Origin of the sequence: Kitasatospora sp. DSM 101779 (assembly GCF_025655475.1) — a bacterium.
Taxonomy (GTDB): domain Bacteria; phylum Actinomycetota; class Actinomycetes; order Streptomycetales; family Streptomycetaceae; genus Kitasatospora.
Genome location: NZ_JAHTIK010000001.1, coordinates 1,513,540 through 1,529,687, shown reverse-complemented (window position 1 = coordinate 1,529,687; position 16,148 = coordinate 1,513,540). Strand labels below are relative to the sequence as shown.

The window sequence follows — 16,148 nt, the reverse complement described above, 5'->3', positions numbered from 1 at the left end:
CGCTACGGTGTGCGCCATGGGGTTGGGATCTTGGTGGCGCGGCTCCGCCGCGGCCGCCCGCAGGCAGCCGGGCGACACCGCCCCGCTCTCCGAGCAGGCCGTACGCGCCGCGGTGGCCGAACGGTTGACGGAACTCGGCGGTGACACCTGGACGGTGGACGGCCCGCTGGTCACCGGCCCGGGCGGCACCGCCGTCGCGGTCGGTGCCCCGCACGGCGAGGGCCCGGCCCACCTCGACCTGACCGTCCTGCTGAACGCCGGACGGCCGCAGGAGCGCAGGGTGCGGGACTGCATGGCCGGCGTCGAGGCCGACAGCGGGCCCGCGCTGTGCCGCGCGGTCGAGGTCTGGGCCTCCACCACCGGCCTCACCCTGCTCGAACTCCTCGCCCACAACGGCCGGTTCGCCGGCCACCTGCACCCGGACGACGAGGATGCGCTGCCCGGCTGGCACGCCGTGCACGGCGGGATCGCGGCCTGGGGGGCGGGGGACCGGCACGGTGCGGTCCAGGACTGGATGCTCGCCCGCCCCTTGCTGCCGCAGCTCGCCCCGGCGTTCGCGGACGGCTTCGACCGGGACCGCCCGATCGGTCTCTCACTGCTGTTCGGCGGCGGGGCCGGCCGGGAGACCGCCGAGGTACGGGTCGGCGGCGACCTGCACGAGCAGGCCTCGAAGGCCCTGTTGGCGCTGGACTGGCCGCGGGTGGCCCAGGGCACCGCCTTCGCCCGGACCTTCGTCCTGCTGACCCGCCCGCAGGACGGCTGACAGGCGGCCCCGGCCACCGGCCTGCGGCCCCGGCCACCGGCCTGCGGCCCCGGCCACCGGCCTGCGGCCCCGGCCACCGGCCTGCGGCCAGGAGCCGCCGTCAAGGGGTAGCCAGCAGCCGATCAGGCGCGCGTGGGGGCACCTCCCGGCCCAAGGCGGGGGGAGAACCGCGCGATTCGGATGCGGGTGCCTCGACGGTGTCGGTCAAGCCGCGATCCGTGCGGCGGCCCACGCCTGCGTGGCGCAGTTCCGCCCCTGGCCTTCTGCCGGGAGCTGCCCCCGGCGCCCTTCGGCGGGTGGCTGTCACCCTTGAAAACGCGCCCGGGGCGCAGTCCGCCGCGCTCAGACGAGCGGATAGACGTGCGCGCCGGCCGGTCCCGGGTAGTCGGGCAGCCAGCGGGCCAGCACCAGACCGGACGGGTGGAACATCGGTGCGGGCAGCGCGTCCACCGGGAACCGCTCCCAGCCGGCGCAGCTGTGCGGCTCGGTGACGAAGGCCGGGGCGTCGCTCGGCGGGGCGAGGACGGCCGCGGTCAGCCGGGGCCGGCCGAGCTCGTGGTCGAGCAGGACGGCCAGGACCCGCATCGCGGCCGCGGGCAGCACGATGCCGGTCTCCTCGGCGAGTTCGCGGGCGGCGGCCTCCTCGAAGGATTCGCCGGTGCCGTCGACCTTGCCGCCGGGCAGGCTCCAGGTCGGCGGTTCGCCCGCGGTGGTGCGCCGCCCGATCAGCACCCGCCCGTCGGTGGTGGGGACGATGACCCCTGCACCGATGATCGGACCGCCGCCGCTCGGAAGCCCGCCGCCGACCACGGGACCGCTGCCGGTCACCAGGCTGCCTTGGAGTAGTCCTTGAGGAAGCAGCCGTACAGGTCCTCGCCGAGCTCGCCGCGGACGATCGGGTCGTAGACCCGGGCCGCGCCGTCGACCAGGTCGAGCGGGGCGTGGAAGCCCTCGTCGTGCAGCCGCATCTTGTCGGGGTGGGGCCGCTCGTCGGTGATCCAGCCGGTGTCGACGCTGGTCATCAGGATGCCGTCGGTCTGGAACATCTCCTCCGCGCTGGTGCGGGTGAGCATGTTCAGCGCGGCCTTGGCCATATTGGTGTGCGGGTGGCCGGCGCCCTTGTAGCCGCGGCTGAACACGCCCTCCATGGCGGAGACGTTGACGATGTACTTGCGCCGGGCGGCGGCCGCGGCCATCACCGGCCGCAGCCGGCTGATCAGGATGAACGGTGCGGTGGAGTTGCAGAGCTGCACCTCCAGCAGCTCCATCGGGCCGACCTCGTCGACGGTCTGCACCCAGCTGTTGGTGGAGGCGAGGTCGGGGACGAGGCCGCCGGCGTCGATGGCGGTGCCGGCCTCGATCCGGGCCGGCGAGGCGGAGCCGGTGACCAGGGCGAGGGCGGTCACGTCCTCGGCGCTGATCCGCTCGCTGCCGCCGGAGGCCTGGCCGGGCAGCGCGGGCAGGTCCACGTTGCCGCTGCCGAAGCGCCCGATCACGGTCGACGGGGGCAGCACACCGGCCGGCAGCGGCGCCGACTCGGCGGCCACCAGCTCGCGGTACGACTCGGGCGGGCGGCGGACGGTCTGCGCCGCGTTGTTGATCAGGATGTCCAGCGGGCCGTCCGCGGCGACCTCGTCGGCCAGTGCCATCACCTGGGCCGGGTCGCGCAGGTCGATGCCGACGATCTTCAGCCGGTGGATCCACTGGTCGCTGTCCGGCATCGCCTTGAAGCGGCGGATCGCGTCGTTGGGGAAGCGGGTGGTGATAGTGGTGTGCGCGCCGTCCCGCAGCAGGCAGAGCGCGATGTACATCCCGATCTTGGCGCGGCCGCCGGTGAGCAGGGCGCGCCGGCCGGTGAGGTCGGCGCGGGCGCCGCGGCGGGCGTGGTTGAGCGCCGCGCAGCCGCGGCACAGCTGGTGGTAGAAGGCGTCGACCTCGACGTACCGCTGCTTGCAGGTGTAGCAGGAGCGGGGGCGCTCGAGTATCCCGGCGATCTCGGTGGTGGTGGCGGTGGTCAGGCCGAAGGCGCCGGCCGTCTCGTCGTCGATCCGGCCGGGTGCGCCGGTCGCCGTCCGCGCGGTGACCATCCGGTCGTTCGCGGTCTTGCGGGCGCGGGTCTCCTGGCGGCGGCGCTGCTTGAGCGTGCGGAAGATGCCGCCCACGGCCTTGCGGACGGTGATCGCGTCCGGGTGGTCCACGTGCAGGTCGTCGAGTTCGGCGAGCACGTCCAGGCACAGGGCCAGACGCTCGGGGTCGATGCCCGGGCCGAAGTCGATCTCCTGGTCGTCGTCCTGCTGGATCTGGGTCTGGGTGTCCGGGCCCGCCGTCATGCCTGCTGCTGCTTCCCTCGGTGTGCCGCCTGTACCGGCGAATGCTACGGGAGTCAGCCGAAGCGGAGCGAAAAATAATACATGAAACTGCCTTGTGGTGATTACCGACCCTCGCTAGCGTAAGAGGTGAACAGGCGCTCTGTCCGTTACCGATGGGAGTGGGGCATGACGACCTGGCACGACTGGCAGCGCAGCTGGGACCGCCAGCAGGAGTGGTACCTCCCCGACCGCGAGGAGCGGTTCCGGGTGATGCTCGACCTGGTCGAGGCGGTGGCCGGCCCGGCGCCGCGCGTCCTCGACCTGGCCTGCGGCACCGGCTCGATCAGCGAGCGGCTGCTCGCCCGGCTGCCCGGGGCGGTCTCGGTCGGCGTGGACGTCGACCCCGCGCTGCTGGCGATCGCCCGCGGCCACTTCGCCGACGAGCCCCGGCTCACCCTCGTCACCGCCGACCTGAACGACCCCGGGTGGGCGAAGCGGCTGCCGGAGGACGGCGCACCCTTCGACGCGGTGGTCACCTCGACCGCACTGCACTGGCTCGGCACCGACGCGCTCGTCCGGCTCTACGGCGACCTCGCGCAGCTGGTCCGCCCCGGCGGCCTGTTCGCCAACGCCGACCACATGCCGCAGTCGGACACCCCGCTGCTGAACGCCGCCGACGAGGCCCGGCAGCGCGCCCGCCGGGAGCGCGAGCGGGCCGACGGGGTCCTCGACTGGGCCGGCTGGTGGCGGGCGGCCGCCGCCGAGCCGGCGCTCGCCGAGGCGGTGGCCGCCCGCTTCGCGATCCACGGCGACCACGCCGACGGCGACAGCCACCCCGCCGAGTGGCACGCCGCCCGGCTGGTCGAGGCCGGCTTCCGTGAGGCCGGGGTGGGCTGGCGGTCGGTCAGTGACGCGCTGGTCGCAGCGGTGCGCTGACCGGCAGCGCGTCGAGCTCGATCCCGAAGTGCTCGCGATAGGCGGCGACGGCCTCGTCCTCCGTCAGCTGTTCCTCGGTGCGTGAGCCGTCCGTGCCGGTGCGGATCAGCCGGGTGCCGGCGAGGGTGATCCTGCCCTCGCCGGTCAGCCGCGAGCAGGTGGTCGACCGGGTGAAGTGCGACTCCGGCGAGGTCGCCTGCCACCAGCAGGTCGGGCCGAAGTCCGCCAGCGCGTAGGGCCGCGGGTCCAGCCGGTACTGCGGTTCGCCGTCCATCAGCACGTCCAGGTCCGCGCCGTGCTCGGCGACGGTGAACCGGCCGGCCGGGTCGGGCTGCTCGCCGCGCTCGTCCAGCCGCAGCGGGTGGTGGCTGAACCGGCCGAAGCCGACGTCCACCAGCCACGGCTCGTCCAGATCGACCCGCAGCGCCATGTGGTCGAAGGGTGGCCCCGGCCGGCCCTCCCGGCCGAACACCCGGCCCGCGAGCAGCTCCACCCGATAGCCGAGGGCCGTCAGCAGCTCGGCGAAGGCGCCGTTGAGCTCGTAGCAGAAGCCGCCGCGGCGGCGCTCCACGAGCTTCTCCCAGAGCGCCCGCTCGGTCAGCACGATCGGCTCGCCGCGGGCCACGCTCAGCGTCTCGAAGGGCACGGCGTCCAGGTGCGCGCGCTGCAGTGCGCGCAGCGCCGCCGCGTCCGCGTGCTCCGGCCGCGGCAGGCCGATCCGGTCCAGGTAGGCGGCCACCTGTCGTGCGTCCACCGCTCCTCCTCTTCCTCCGTACTCGGACGGCCCGTCAACCGGGCCGGTCGTCGTGGTTCTGACGTCCCGTCCGAAACCAACCGCGAAAAAATGTTTGAGATTCCTGTTATCCCCTCCCGTCCCACGGATCTCCCAGGTGTCGGCAAGCACCACACCCCACCGAGGGCCGACGAGGAGAGACACATGTCACACAGGAAAGCGTCGCACCGTCGCCGCAACCGCCGTGGACTGATGTTCACCGCAACCGCCATCACTGCGGGACTCATCGCGGGAGCCGTCACCATCGGCTCCGCGTTGGAGGGCGGCAAGCCGCTCCGCACCTCCGCGGACGCCGTGATCGCGCAGGAGGTGGAGCCCTCGCCGGCCTCCGGTCCGCTCCACAACGAGGCGCCCGCCCCGGTGACCTCCATACCCAAGGACGACCCGACCCGCGGTCTGGTCTACGGCGGCCTCGTGCCGGCCGCCAGCGGCGACAAGTGCGTCGGCGTCTACAAGGTCAACGACCAGGGCCTGTGCACCCACGGCCCGGACGCGCCGCCGCGCGGCGTCGACGTCCACAAGAGCACCGCCCCGGTGGTCGCGACCACCGAGAAGCCCGCCGACCTCACCCCGACCGCGGCCGCCGCGCCGTCCGCCGCGGAGCTGCTGAGCGACGCGCCGCCCGTGCTGGACCTGCAGACCGGCAAGGCCCTCGGCGGCTCCGCCGAGCCCGCCGGCACCCCCTCGGCCGGAGCGGGGGCCGCGGCCGAAGGCTCCAAGGTGGTCTGCGAGGGCGACGGCTCGACCGGCAACCGCGTCCAGGTGATGTACGTCCACGCGCCGGGCAACGACCGGTTCGCCCAGTACCTCGCCTCGTTCAAGAAGTGGGCGTCGGACACCGACACCATCTACAACGCGAGCGCCCAGGAGACCGGCGGCGTCCGGCACATCCGCTTCGTCACCGAGGCCGACTGCACCGTCTCGGTGCTGAACGTCGAGCTCTCCGCGGCCTCCCTGCAGGAGTTCGGCGCCAGCAACAAGGCGCTGGCCGCCCAGGGCTTCAACCGCAAGGACCGCAAGTACATGGTCTTCGCGGACGCGAACGTCTACTGCGGCATCGGCACCTTCAACGGTGACGAGCGCCCGGGCCAGGACAACCTGTCCAACTTCGGCCCGTCCTACGGCCGCACCGACAACGGCTGCTGGGGCGGCTCCACCGCCGCCCACGAGCTCGGCCACAACCTCGGCGCCGTCAACAACAGCGCCCCGCACACCAGCAAGGGCGCGCACTGCGTCGACGAGTGGGACATCATGTGCTACTCCGACTCGCCGTACTACCCGAAGATGCAGACCCTCTGCCCGAACCGGGCCGAGGACGACCGCCTCGACTGCAACCACGACGACTACTTCAACACCGACCCGCAGCCGGGCAGCTACCTGACCACGCACTGGAACATCGCCAACAACCAGTTCCTGTTCGCGAACGGCGGCACCAACCCGAACCCGAACCCGTCGCCGACCCCGACCCCGACCAAGTCGCCGTCGCCGAGCCCGACCACGCCGGACCCGACCCAGTCGCCCTCGCCGAGCCCGAGCCCGACCGACTCGACGCCCACCCCGAGCCCCAGCCCGACCTCGACCACCGGTCCCAAGGTGACGGTCGGCCAGATCACCGCTAACTCGGCGGTGCTCAGCTGGACGGCGGTCAGCGGTGCCGCCGGTTACGACCTCCAGGTCAACGGCCGTTCCATCGCGACCGTCACCTCCAGCGTCGTCCGCCTGGTCAACCTCAAGCCCGACACCGAGTACAAGGTCGCCGTCGCGGTCAAGGACACGTCCGGCAAGACCGCCAAGCCCGGCCGCACCACCGTCTTCCGCACCGCCAAGGCGGCCGGCCCCGCGCCGACCAAGCCCGGCACCCGCTACCTGATGATCAACAGCCTGACCGGCCAGGCCGCCGACATGTGGGGCGGTTCCACCCGCGACGGCGCCGTGCTCATCGGCTACCAGCGGCACGGCTACTCCAACCAGCAGTGGCTGTTCGAGGACGCCGGCGACGGCTACCTGAAGATCCGCTCCGCCCGCTCCGACAAGTGCCTGCAGATCGGCGGGCAGGCCGTCGCCGGCCAGTACGTGATGCAGCAGCCCTGCTCGTCCGCCGACAGCCAGCAGTGGAAGATCACCTCCGCCGGCAGCGGCTACGCGCTGACCGCGAAGGGCTCCTCGCTGGTCCTCGGCACCAGCAAGCGCTGGTACTACGGCGGCTGGCTGCTGGAACTGCAGCAGCCCAGCGGCCAGTCCTACCAGAACTGGACCATCCAGGCCGCCTCCTGACGAGGCACCGCTGAGCCCGGTGGGGCGGGAGTCGGCCCTCCCGTCCCACCGGGCCGTCCCGTCCCACCGGGCCCTCCGCCCGCCGGCCAGACCAGGAGCCACCCCCATGCGCCTGCGCACCCTCGCCACCGCCACCGCCCTCACCGGCCTGACCGTGCTCGGCACGGCACAGCCCGCCGGTGCCCACGGCGACACCATCGCCTTCACCGTCTCCAGCCTGGTCGACGGGCACCTCACCGCCGTCGCCACCTGGGAGAACGACCACGACCCGGTCGACGAGAAGATCGCCGGCACGCTGAACGCCACCGCCCAGGACGGCCGCGCGGTCGGACCCTGGCCGCTGGTCGCGGTCGACGGCAAGCCCGGCACCTACACCACCGCCCGCCAACTGCCGCCCGGCCACTGGAAGGTGGTCGTCGAATCGGGCTTCCCCGCGCTCGGCCGCGGCGAGGCCGAGGTGGACGTCACCGCCGTCCCCGGCACCGCACCCAGCAGCGGACCGGTGGCCCCGGTCGGCACCGCCCCCGCGCCGAGTGCCTCCACCCAGCCGATCCGGAGCACCGAGGCCGCCGCGGAGGCCGACAGCGCCTGGACCTGGATGGCGGTGGTCGTCGCCGTACTGGCCGCCGCGGCGGCCGGCGGCGCCCTGCTGCTGCGCCGCCGCCGCGCGGGGCACTGAGCGGAGCACGGCGGGCCCCGGCGGGGCGCGCCGTCCGCTTCCGCAGGTCATCGGCGTGCGAAAGCGGGGAAGAGGCGACAAGTCGCCTCATCGACCTGTCGACTCCTGGCCATGGACGACGGGTTGTGCCGTCCCCGCCGGTGCAGGTCACCATGAAGACATGGACATCGACACGGTCGTCCGCACCCGCCGGGCCCTGCACGCCGTCGCCGAGACGGTCCTCGCCGGGCCGCAGTACCGGGCGAGCGGCACCATCCGGCTGCGGGCCTACCCCGGCGGCTTCGCCACCACTGCCGAACCCTTCCTCCAGGTGATCGGCGACGAACTGATGGCCCCCGGACACCACCTCATCCTCCGGCGCACCAGCTGCGCCGCCCTCGCGACGGCCCTCGGCCTCGAACCCGGCCCGCCCGAGGGCCTGTACCACGACGGCTCGGGCGCCGCCCCCGACGACCCGGTCGACGCCGACCCGCAGGCCGCCCAGTGGATCGCGCACTGCTTCGGCGCGGCCGACACCGCCCTGCGCCGCCTCGCCCCGGACGCCGAACCGGTGCTCTGGCCCGAGCACTTCGACATCGGCATCACCGTCGACGCGGTCAACTACGGCGTCTCCGCGGGCGACGCCTACCAGCCCGAGCCGTACGCCTACGTCGGCCCGCACACCCCGCGCAGCGGCGACTTCTGGAACGCGCCGTTCGGCGCCGCCCGGACCGTCCGCGAACTCGGCGGCGCCGACGCGCTCACCCGCTACTTCGACGAGGGCCGCCGGCTCGCCTCCGGCTGAGCCGTGCCGGCCGCCGTACCCGTGCGGGCCCGCTTGCGGTACCCGTCCAGCACGTCCTGCCGCAGCAGCGCCCCGAAGCCCGCCGCCTCCAGCCGCAGGCCCAACTGCGCCTCGGTGCCGTTCAGGGCGGCGGCCGCCGCGCCCAGGTGCCAGTCGTGCGCGGCCAGCGTGTCCAGCAGGAACCCCCGGCGCACCTGCGCCTCCGACAGCCGGAAGGTCTTCAGGTAGGCGATCCGGCCGTCCTCGTCCGTGATCGTCTCGCCGATGTGGTTCTCCCGGCCCGGCCGGAACTCCGGCAGGAACCGGCCGAGGGTGAACCGGCCCGCCCGGTACACCGGCCGGGACCGGACCGGGGCCGCCAGCAGGCCCGCCGCCATCGTGTCGTCGTGGAACCCCGCCCACGCCCGCTCCTGGCCGTCCACCGCCGCCCGCAGGTCGGCCAGCGAGCGGATCCCCGGGCCCGGGATGCTCGCCCGGAACTCCGGCACCGGCGCCGACAGCAGCGCGTAGTGGTGGATCAGCTCGCCGAACAGGTCGTGCAGCAGCGTCGCGTGCAGCGCCCGGTAGTCCTCCGGATGCGGTACCGCGAACGCCGCCGCCAGGGCGTCCGCGACGTACACCAGCACCCCGCACTGCCCCCTGAGGATCTCGAACACTCGCAGGGCGTCCGCCAGCCCGCGCACCTCGGCCCCCCGGTACGCCTCCTCGGCGCGCGGCGACAGACCGGCGCGCACGGCCCGCTGCGACCACTCCGCCCAGAGCACCGTCGGTCCGCCGAAGTGCAGCGCAAGGTAGCCCTCCAACGCCAGGTGCAGCGGCAGGAAGCGCAGCCGGTTCGACGCCTCCCGGCGGTCCGTCCGACGGTGCGGGCGCACCGGCACGCGCTCCGGCGCTGCGCGTCGGTGGCCTCCCGCGAGGTCTCCAGCAGCCGGCGGACGATCATCGCCGCATTGTGGTCGTTGACGTCCAGGGCGAGCACCGCCGCGTACAGGTCGCGGTAGTTGCCGAGGATGTACGCGTGCAGGAAGTCCAGCGAGAGCCGCTGCTCGGCCGCGTCGGTGTGGAACTCGCGCTGGCCGGTGGCCGTGACGGCCGCGTTCACGAACAGCAGGACGTCCTCGGCGGCGACCAGATCGCCCGGCGTCTCCATGGTTCTGCCCCCGTCGGTGTGGTGGGCCGGCCGGGGAATGGGGGCACGAACTGCGAATCTTCGCTGTAGAGGCGCCTTCCGGAAGTCGCACCGGAGTCCCACGGCCGACCGCCGCACGACCGTAGCAGACCGCCCGGCACGGCTGCTGCTGACTATTCGTCAGCAAGTTCTGCCGGTTGTATTGACGGTGTACCGACATGGATCTACAAGAGTAGGGAGCTCCGGTGCCCCCCGACCCGCCCGGAGCGGCGAACGTGCGTCTTCTCGAACCCCTCACCGAGGAAGAGGCCCACCCATGCGCCCATCCAGCCGCCCCGTCCTGCTCGCCGCCGCGCTCGCGATCGGCGCCGCCGGCATCGCCGCCCTGCCCGCCTCCGCCGCACCCCGCCCCGCCGCCGCGGCCGTCCTCACCACCGGGGACGCCACCGGCGAAGCCGTCGCAGCGGGCGACGTGCTCGCAGCGCCGCTCGCCGCGACCACCCGGGCCACCTTCTACTCGGCCGCGACCAGCACCACCGGCGTCACCTGCGGCACCTCACAGTTCACCGCCACCGTGCTCACCAACCCCGCCGCCCCCGGCACCGCCACCGAGTCCCTCACCGGCATGGCCTTCGGCTCGTGCACCAGCAACGTCACCGGCGTCACCGCGGTGAAGAGCCTGACCGTCGGCAACCTCCCGTACACCGTCGCGGTCGACGACTCCGCCGGGTACCCCGTCACCCTCACCGCCGGGACGGCCGGGCCGATCCAGGCCACCGCCGTGCTGTCCACCTGGTTCGGCACCATCACCTGCAGCTACCAGCTCAGCGGCGCCTTCACCGGCACCGCCGACAACACGGCCCACAGCCTCGCCTTCCGCAACGAGCACTTCGCCAAGAGCGGCGGATCGGGTCTGTGCCCCGCGGACGGCTACTTCTCCGCCACCTACGGCCCCGTCACCGACACCGGCCGGCCCGGCAGCCCCGTGGTCCACATCAACTGACCCCGCACGGCGTCCGGCACGGCTGCGGCGGGGCGCTGCCACGCCCCTCCGCAGCCGTGCGGCGGGCTCACCTCTTCACGGACTCAGGCGTCCGAGCCGTTGCGGCCACCCGCGCGGCCCGTCCAGGTCGGCTCGACCACCGCCCAGTCGCTCTGCCACTCCTCCTCCGCCCGGCGCTGCAGCCGGCTGCGCCGCACGCTGTACCCGACCGCGCAGACGAGTGCCGCACCCGCCCAGCCGCCCAGCACGACGAAGCCCGTCGTCGCCACGATGTCCGAGGTCGACCGCGGCCCCTCGGCGGCCCGGCCCTCGTCGTCCACCCACACCCTGACCTGCGAACCCGGCCCGGCCGAACTCGGCACCGCGGCCTCCTGCGTCACCGTGTGCCCGGCCGGGTACGTCCACGTCGCCAGCGCCCGGTAGCCGCCCGCCGGCGCACCGGAGGCACTCAGGTCGGCCTGCTGCGGCTCGCTGCGGACCACCGCCGGCACCCGGTGCAGCCGGGCCGCCGCCCGTGCCGCGTCCGCCTGCGCCGACCAGTACAGGAACAGCGCCGCCGCGCCCGCACCGACCGCCGCCACCACCACGGCCAGCCACGCGGCCAGCAGGGCCCGGCTCCGCGACCGGTCCACCGGCCGCCACAGCGGTCCGGCGTCCGCGCCGACCGCCAGCCGCAGATGCAACACCAGGCGCCGCCACCGGGAGTTCCCGCAGCGGCCGGGGAAGTGGGTGCGCATAGTACGCCTCCTACCGCCGGCTTCGGACTCAAGCGTCTCTCCAACCGGCCCCACCGGCACCCCGCCACGCGCACCACCCGCCCACCGCCCCCCACCCGGACGACGCCCACCTGCGGGATCCCCGACCGGTGCCGTCGGTCGCCGACGGTCGCCGCCCCGGGCGGACCGTCCGCGAACGGTGCAGCCCGTGCGCCGCCCGCCGACGCCGCCCGCCCCCGGGCACGGCTGCCCGGGATGCGGTGGCGGTGCATGCTGGAGGCGGAAGCCGCACCGTGTCCACCGCCCGGCCGAACGGCCGGGATGCCGTGCCGACGGGAGGCCACAGCCGATGGCTGCCGAGACCGGGACGACCACCGGAACCACCACCGCCTGGGTCGTCGACCACCCCGCACCTGCCGCCGACCGCCCGCTGCGCCGGGTCGAACGGCCGCTGGAGCCGTTCGGGCCACGCAGCCTGCTGCTGGAGGTCCGGGCCTGCGGCGTCTGCCGGACGGACCTGCACCTCGCCGAGGGCGACCTCCCACCGCACCTGCCCGGCTGCCCGCCCGGCCACGAGATCGTCGGACGGGTCGTGCGGGCCGGCCCGCGGGCCGAGGGCTTCGCCGAGGGCGACCGGGTCGGCGCCGCCTGGCTGGCCGGCACCTGCGGCAGCTGCCGGCACTGCCTCGCCGGCCGCGAGAACCTCTGTCCGGACTCCCGCTACACCGGCTGGGACGTCCCCGGCGGCTACGCCGGCCACGTCGTGGTCGACGCCGACTACGTGTACCGGCTGCCGGAGGGCCCGCCCGACGAGGAACTCGCCCCGCTGCTCTGCGCCGGCATCATCGGCTACCGCGCCCTCGAACGCGCCGAACTCCCGCCCGGCGGCCGCCTCGGTCTGTACGGCTTCGGCGCGTCCGCCCACCTGACCGCGCAGCTCGCCCTCGCCCGGGGCGCCCGCGTCCACGTCCTGACCCGCTCCGCCGAGGCCCGCAGGCTCGCCCAGGACCTCGGCGCCAGCTCGGCCCGCGGCGCCGACGACAGCCCGCCCGAACCGCTCGACTCGGCGATCCTCTTCGCGCCGGTCGGCGACCTCGTCCCCGTCGCCCTCGCCGCCCTCGACCGCGGTGGCACCCTGGCGGTGGCCGGGATCCACCTCACCGACATCCCGCGCCTCGACTACCGCCAGTACCTCTTCCAGGAGCGCACGCTGCGCAGCGTCACCGCCAACACCCGCGCCGACGGCCGCGCCTACCTCGCCGAGACCGCCGCCCACCCGCCGACCGTGCACGTCCGCCGCTACCCGATGAGCCGCGCCCCCGAGGCCCTCGCCGACCTCGCCGCCGACCGCGTCACCGGCGTCGCCGTCCTCCTGCCGGACTGACCGGACCCGTCGCCACCGCCGCAACGCCGGGCAGTCCGGGCGACAGTTCGTGAACGGGCCGTAGGGCCCTACCGTTGAGGAGAGGGGGTGGGCAAGGATCGTGGCACGGCAGCAGGGAGGCTGGGCATGGGGCACCGCACGGTGGAGTCGGTGATGACCCGGGACGTCGTCCGGGTGGCACCGGAGACCGGGTTCCGGGAGATCGTGGCGCTCCTGGCGGAGTTCGACATCACGGCGGTACCGGTGGTGGACGCCGAGGACCGGCCGGTCGGCATCGTCTCGGAGGCGGACCTGCTGCGCACGCTCGCCGCACAGGAGGACGACCCCGCGACCTCGCCGACGCCGGACGGCGCCCCGCACGGCGGCCCGAACGGCGGCCTCAACCCCGGCCGTGCCGCGGTGACCGCGGCGGAGTTGATGACCGGCTCGGTGCTGAGCACCACGCCCGGTGCCAGCGTGGTGGCGGCCGCCCGGCTGATGACCGCGCACGGCGTGAAGCGGCTGCCCGTGGTCGACACGGACGGACGACTGGCGGGCCTGGTGAGCCGCGGCGACCTGCTGCGGGTGTTCCTCCGCGAGGACCGGCTGATCCACCGCGAGATCGTCGAGGAGGTGCTGGGCAAGGTCGACGGGGTGAGCCCGGCCCTGGTCGGCGTGGAGGTGGTGCAGGGCCGGGTGGTGCTCAGCGGCACCATCGAGACCCTGGGGCTGGCGCCGCACGTGGTGCGGCTGTGCCGCTCGGTCGACGGGGTGGTCTCGGTCACCGACCGGACGACCACCGGGGCCGGGACCGGACCGGGCCCGGTGCACGCCTACGCGGCCGGGCACGCCTACTGACCGCGCCCGCCCGCCGGACCCCCGCCCGTCTCACCCGCGGCCCACCGTCACCAGCGCGCAGGCGAACACCGCCGTCACCCACGTCCAGAGCACGGACAGCGCCACGTGCGCGGCGGTGCGCAACCGGTCGCCGCGCCACAGCCTTGGCGAGAACACCACGAACTCGAAGAGCCAACGGGTGCCCCAGAACAGGGTCTGCGCGGTGAGCAGTGCGGTGCCGAGCCGCCCGCCGGCGAGCAGGTCGCGGGCGAGGAGCAGCGGCAGCAGGCCGAGCAGCACGCAGGTCAGTGCGACGAAGAACAGGTGCGCGTAGGAGACCTGACGGGTCAGCAGGGTCGTCCCGGCCAGGTCGGCCGGCCAGCCGATGAGCCGCGGCAGGACGATGTGCAGCGCGCCCATCGCGATCAGGGCCACACCCACCAGCCGCAGCTGGCCCTCCAGGGTGAGCAGATGGGTCACGGTGCGCCGCCCTTCCCGGTCGGGGAGTCGGCCGGCGCGAACGCGAAGGCGGTGACCAGGCCGCCGATCCGCCGCTCCGCGACCGGTCGGAGGCCCGCACCCGCCGCCGCCCGCAGCCAGGTCCGCCGGGAGAAGAAGTGCCGCGCGCCCGGGCCGTAGACCGCCGCGTTGGCGGCGTCCCGCAGGTGCTCGACCAGGACGAGGCGTCCGCCGGGGCGCAGCACCCGGGCGAACTCGGCGAACAGGGCCCGCCGGTCACCGTCCCGGCGCAGTTCGTGGGCGGCGAAGACGGCGAGAACGGTGTCCGCCGAGCCGGTCGCGGCGGGCAGCCGGTCCGGCCGTCCGGCGAGGGTGCCCGGGACGGGCGGCACCCGGCGGCGGGCCCGCCGGATCGAGCCCTCGGTCATCGTCGCCCGGTCGTAGAGGTCCACCACCCGCTGCGGATGGTCCGGCCAGCGGGCCGCCAGCGGCCGGCTCGCCTCGTCCAGCCCCGCGGAGAGCACCAGGTGGTCGCCCGGCCCGGCCGGCAGCAGGCCGTCCAGCCAGTCGAAGGTGTGCAGCTCCGAGCGGTCGTAGACCCACCAGGTGGCGGCGGTGCTGCTCACCAGCAGTCCCGCTGCGGCCGCGGCACCCGCCCGGGCGAGGCGGGCGGCCGGCCCGGGCAGCCGGTACGAGACCGCGAGGCCGGCGCCCGCGGTGAGACAACCCGCGACGTACATCGGCCAGTTGTAGTAGACCACCTCGCGCAGTCCGGAGAACCCGATCTGTTCCTCCTGCCCCGCCGCCGCGCCGCGTCCCACCGCTGGGCCCCGCCTCATCGCAGTTCTCCGTTCTCGGTACGGCGCCGGCCGGCCTCCCAGCCGTAGGCGAGGTCGGCGACGTGGAAGGCGTTGGCGAGCACGGGCCCCGTCCCGGCGAAGGGGCCGTGGTCGAAGAAGGTCGGCGGGGTCGGCAGGTCGACGGCGACCGGGGTCGGCTCCCAGCGGGTCCGGGTGGCCTTGACCACGATCATCGATCGGGTGTTCGGCTCGTGCTCGAAGGTGTACGGCAGCGGGCCGGCGAAGCGCCGGGCGTCCTTCGCGGAGGCGAACGGGCTGCCGTCCGGCAGGCCCGCGGGGGCGCCGCCGAGGTCGGCCCGCACGTGCAGGTCGGCCCGGCCGTCCCGGCTGACGACCCGGAACTCGAGGGTGTCGTCGACGACCCGGCTGCCGATCCGGGCGAGCCGGTAGTGGTAGCGCGTGAGCAGGTTGCCGCCGAGGACCATGACCCGGCTGTCGGTGTCGCTGCGGAGGATCTTCAGCCCGCGCATGGTCCGCCCGGTGGGCGTGCGGAAGCGGGTGAAGATCCGGTACCCGGTGAGGATCCGGTCGGCGCCGAGGCCGGCGGGCAGGAAGGCGGGCCGCAGGTCCCGGGTGTCCACCAGGGCGGCGGCCACGAAGCCGTGCTCGGTGCCGCCCGGGTCGGTGTAGGTGTCGAGGGCGAGGCCGGGCGGCAGCAGCGGTTCCAGGACGTGCGGCGGCAGGGCGTAGGTGAGGACCAGCGAGTGCGCGAAGCGGGTCCGCATCGGGACGGGGTGGCGCTGCAGCAGGTGCTTCATCGCGGGTCGGCTCCGTTCGTCCCGGTGCGGACGGCCCGCACCACGCCCCAGATCATCGAGCGGTCCTCGGCGGCGAGGCCCGGACCGGCCGGTCCGGGCTCGCGGAGGCTGCGGACCACCGCGACCCCGCCCGGCCGTACCGCGTGCTCGACGGCGGCGCGCAGCCGGCGGGCGAAGTCCGGCCCCGGTCCGTCGACCACGTTGGAGAGCGTCACCGCGTCGTAGGCGCCGGCGGTGGAACGCTCCAGGTGTTCCACGACCTCGCCGGGCACCAGCCGCACCCGGCCGGCGCCGGTCGCGACGGGGGCGGCGCCGGGGCGTTCGCGGCCGAGCAGCAGCCGCCAGGCCCAGTCGTTGGCCGCGTTGGGGTGCCGGGCGACCGTCCGGGCGATCCGCCGGAGCAGCACCGTGTCGAAGCCGCGCGGCAGGGCGCAGCGGAAGCCCGGCCGCAGGGCCGCGGCGAGCGCCCCGGCGGGCCGCAGGGC

At 74.7% G+C, this 16,148-nt stretch carries 18 protein-coding genes; 9 read left to right on the top strand and 9 right to left on the bottom strand.

Annotation, left to right across the window (positions count from 1 at the left end):
• Positions 1 to 16: 16 nt before the first annotated feature.
• Entirely contained in the window at positions 17 to 763 is a 747-nt protein-coding gene (locus KSNIM_RS07085; RefSeq protein WP_263102371.1) for a DUF6348 family protein, read from the top strand.
• A gap of 342 nt (positions 764 to 1,105) precedes the next feature.
• Here the strand turns inward: KSNIM_RS07085 and KSNIM_RS07080 are convergent, their stop codons facing one another.
• On the bottom strand, positions 1,106 to 1,591 hold the full coding sequence (locus KSNIM_RS07080) for an NUDIX domain-containing protein (RefSeq protein WP_263102370.1): 486 nt from the start codon (positions 1,589 to 1,591) through the stop codon (positions 1,106 to 1,108).
• On the bottom strand, positions 1,588 to 3,093 hold the full coding sequence (locus tag KSNIM_RS07075; RefSeq protein ID WP_263102369.1) for an SDR family NAD(P)-dependent oxidoreductase: 1,506 nt from the start codon (positions 3,091 to 3,093) through the stop codon (positions 1,588 to 1,590). The genes KSNIM_RS07080 and KSNIM_RS07075 overlap by 4 nt, the downstream gene beginning before the upstream one ends.
• A gap of 165 nt (positions 3,094 to 3,258) precedes the next feature.
• Here KSNIM_RS07075 and KSNIM_RS07070 point away from each other — a divergent pair, with 165 nt between their 5' ends.
• A complete protein-coding gene (locus tag KSNIM_RS07070) occupies positions 3,259 to 4,008 on the top strand; it encodes a class I SAM-dependent methyltransferase (protein WP_263102368.1) in 750 nt (249 codons plus the stop codon).
• On the opposite strand, the gene KSNIM_RS07065 is transcribed toward KSNIM_RS07070, so the two are convergent.
• The gene (locus KSNIM_RS07065; protein WP_263102367.1) at positions 3,977 to 4,762 is read right to left on the bottom strand and encodes an arylamine N-acetyltransferase family protein; all 786 of its coding nucleotides are present in this window, start codon (positions 4,760 to 4,762) and stop codon (positions 3,977 to 3,979) included. The genes KSNIM_RS07070 and KSNIM_RS07065 overlap by 32 nt on opposite strands.
• A gap of 231 nt (positions 4,763 to 4,993) precedes the next feature.
• On the opposite strand from KSNIM_RS07065, the gene KSNIM_RS07060 reads away from it, so the two are divergent.
• From KSNIM_RS07060 to KSNIM_RS07050, 3 genes are all read left to right on the top strand, one after another.
• Entirely contained in the window at positions 4,994 to 7,075 is a 2,082-nt protein-coding gene (locus tag KSNIM_RS07060) for an RICIN domain-containing protein (protein WP_263102366.1), read from the top strand.
• A gap of 106 nt (positions 7,076 to 7,181) precedes the next feature.
• Positions 7,182 to 7,754: a hypothetical protein gene (locus KSNIM_RS07055; protein ID WP_263102365.1), complete on the top strand. Its 573-nt coding sequence runs from the start codon at positions 7,182 to 7,184 to the stop codon at positions 7,752 to 7,754.
• A gap of 160 nt (positions 7,755 to 7,914) precedes the next feature.
• The gene (locus KSNIM_RS07050) at positions 7,915 to 8,538 is read left to right on the top strand and encodes a hypothetical protein (RefSeq protein WP_263102364.1); all 624 of its coding nucleotides are present in this window, start codon (positions 7,915 to 7,917) and stop codon (positions 8,536 to 8,538) included.
• Here the strand turns inward: KSNIM_RS07050 and KSNIM_RS07045 are convergent.
• Positions 8,502 to 9,413 (bottom strand): ARPP-2 domain-containing protein, encoded by a 912-nt coding sequence (locus KSNIM_RS07045; protein ID WP_411543669.1) that lies wholly within the window; start codon positions 9,411 to 9,413, stop codon positions 8,502 to 8,504. The genes KSNIM_RS07050 and KSNIM_RS07045 overlap by 37 nt on opposite strands.
• A gap of 143 nt (positions 9,414 to 9,556) precedes the next feature.
• On the opposite strand from KSNIM_RS07045, the gene KSNIM_RS39395 reads away from it, so the two are divergent.
• Together KSNIM_RS39395 and KSNIM_RS07035 are read left to right on the top strand one after the other, a co-directional pair.
• Positions 9,557 to 9,757: a hypothetical protein gene (locus KSNIM_RS39395; protein WP_411543668.1), complete on the top strand. Its 201-nt coding sequence runs from the start codon at positions 9,557 to 9,559 to the stop codon at positions 9,755 to 9,757.
• A gap of 226 nt (positions 9,758 to 9,983) precedes the next feature.
• Positions 9,984 to 10,670, top strand: a complete 687-nt coding sequence (locus KSNIM_RS07035; protein ID WP_263102363.1) for a Tat pathway signal sequence domain protein — start codon at positions 9,984 to 9,986, stop codon at positions 10,668 to 10,670.
• 83 nt (positions 10,671 to 10,753) lie between these two features.
• Here the strand turns inward: KSNIM_RS07035 and KSNIM_RS07030 are convergent, their stop codons facing one another.
• Positions 10,754 to 11,407, bottom strand: a complete 654-nt coding sequence (locus tag KSNIM_RS07030; RefSeq protein ID WP_263102362.1) for a hypothetical protein — start codon at positions 11,405 to 11,407, stop codon at positions 10,754 to 10,756.
• A gap of 328 nt (positions 11,408 to 11,735) precedes the next feature.
• Here KSNIM_RS07030 and KSNIM_RS07025 point away from each other — a divergent pair, with 328 nt between their 5' ends.
• Together KSNIM_RS07025 and KSNIM_RS07020 are read left to right on the top strand one after the other, a co-directional pair.
• Positions 11,736 to 12,770, top strand: a complete 1,035-nt coding sequence (locus KSNIM_RS07025; RefSeq protein ID WP_263102361.1) for a zinc-dependent alcohol dehydrogenase family protein — start codon at positions 11,736 to 11,738, stop codon at positions 12,768 to 12,770.
• A gap of 126 nt (positions 12,771 to 12,896) precedes the next feature.
• Positions 12,897 to 13,607, top strand: a complete 711-nt coding sequence (locus KSNIM_RS07020; protein WP_263102360.1) for a CBS domain-containing protein — start codon at positions 12,897 to 12,899, stop codon at positions 13,605 to 13,607.
• A gap of 30 nt (positions 13,608 to 13,637) precedes the next feature.
• On the opposite strand, the gene KSNIM_RS07015 is transcribed toward KSNIM_RS07020, so the two are convergent.
• The 4 genes from KSNIM_RS07015 to KSNIM_RS07000 all read right to left on the bottom strand — a co-directional run.
• A complete protein-coding gene (locus KSNIM_RS07015) occupies positions 13,638 to 14,066 on the bottom strand; it encodes a hypothetical protein (RefSeq protein WP_263102359.1) in 429 nt (142 codons plus the stop codon).
• Positions 14,063 to 14,884 (bottom strand): class I SAM-dependent methyltransferase, encoded by an 822-nt coding sequence (locus KSNIM_RS07010; protein ID WP_263102358.1) that lies wholly within the window; start codon positions 14,882 to 14,884, stop codon positions 14,063 to 14,065. The genes KSNIM_RS07015 and KSNIM_RS07010 overlap by 4 nt, the downstream gene beginning before the upstream one ends.
• The gene (locus tag KSNIM_RS07005; RefSeq protein WP_263102357.1) at positions 14,881 to 15,663 is read right to left on the bottom strand and encodes a DUF2071 domain-containing protein; all 783 of its coding nucleotides are present in this window, start codon (positions 15,661 to 15,663) and stop codon (positions 14,881 to 14,883) included. The genes KSNIM_RS07010 and KSNIM_RS07005 overlap by 4 nt, the downstream gene beginning before the upstream one ends.
• A partial coding sequence (locus tag KSNIM_RS07000) for a hypothetical protein (RefSeq protein WP_263102356.1) occupies positions 15,660 to 16,148 on the bottom strand: 489 nt, incomplete at its 5' end. The genes KSNIM_RS07005 and KSNIM_RS07000, both read right to left, overlap by 4 nt.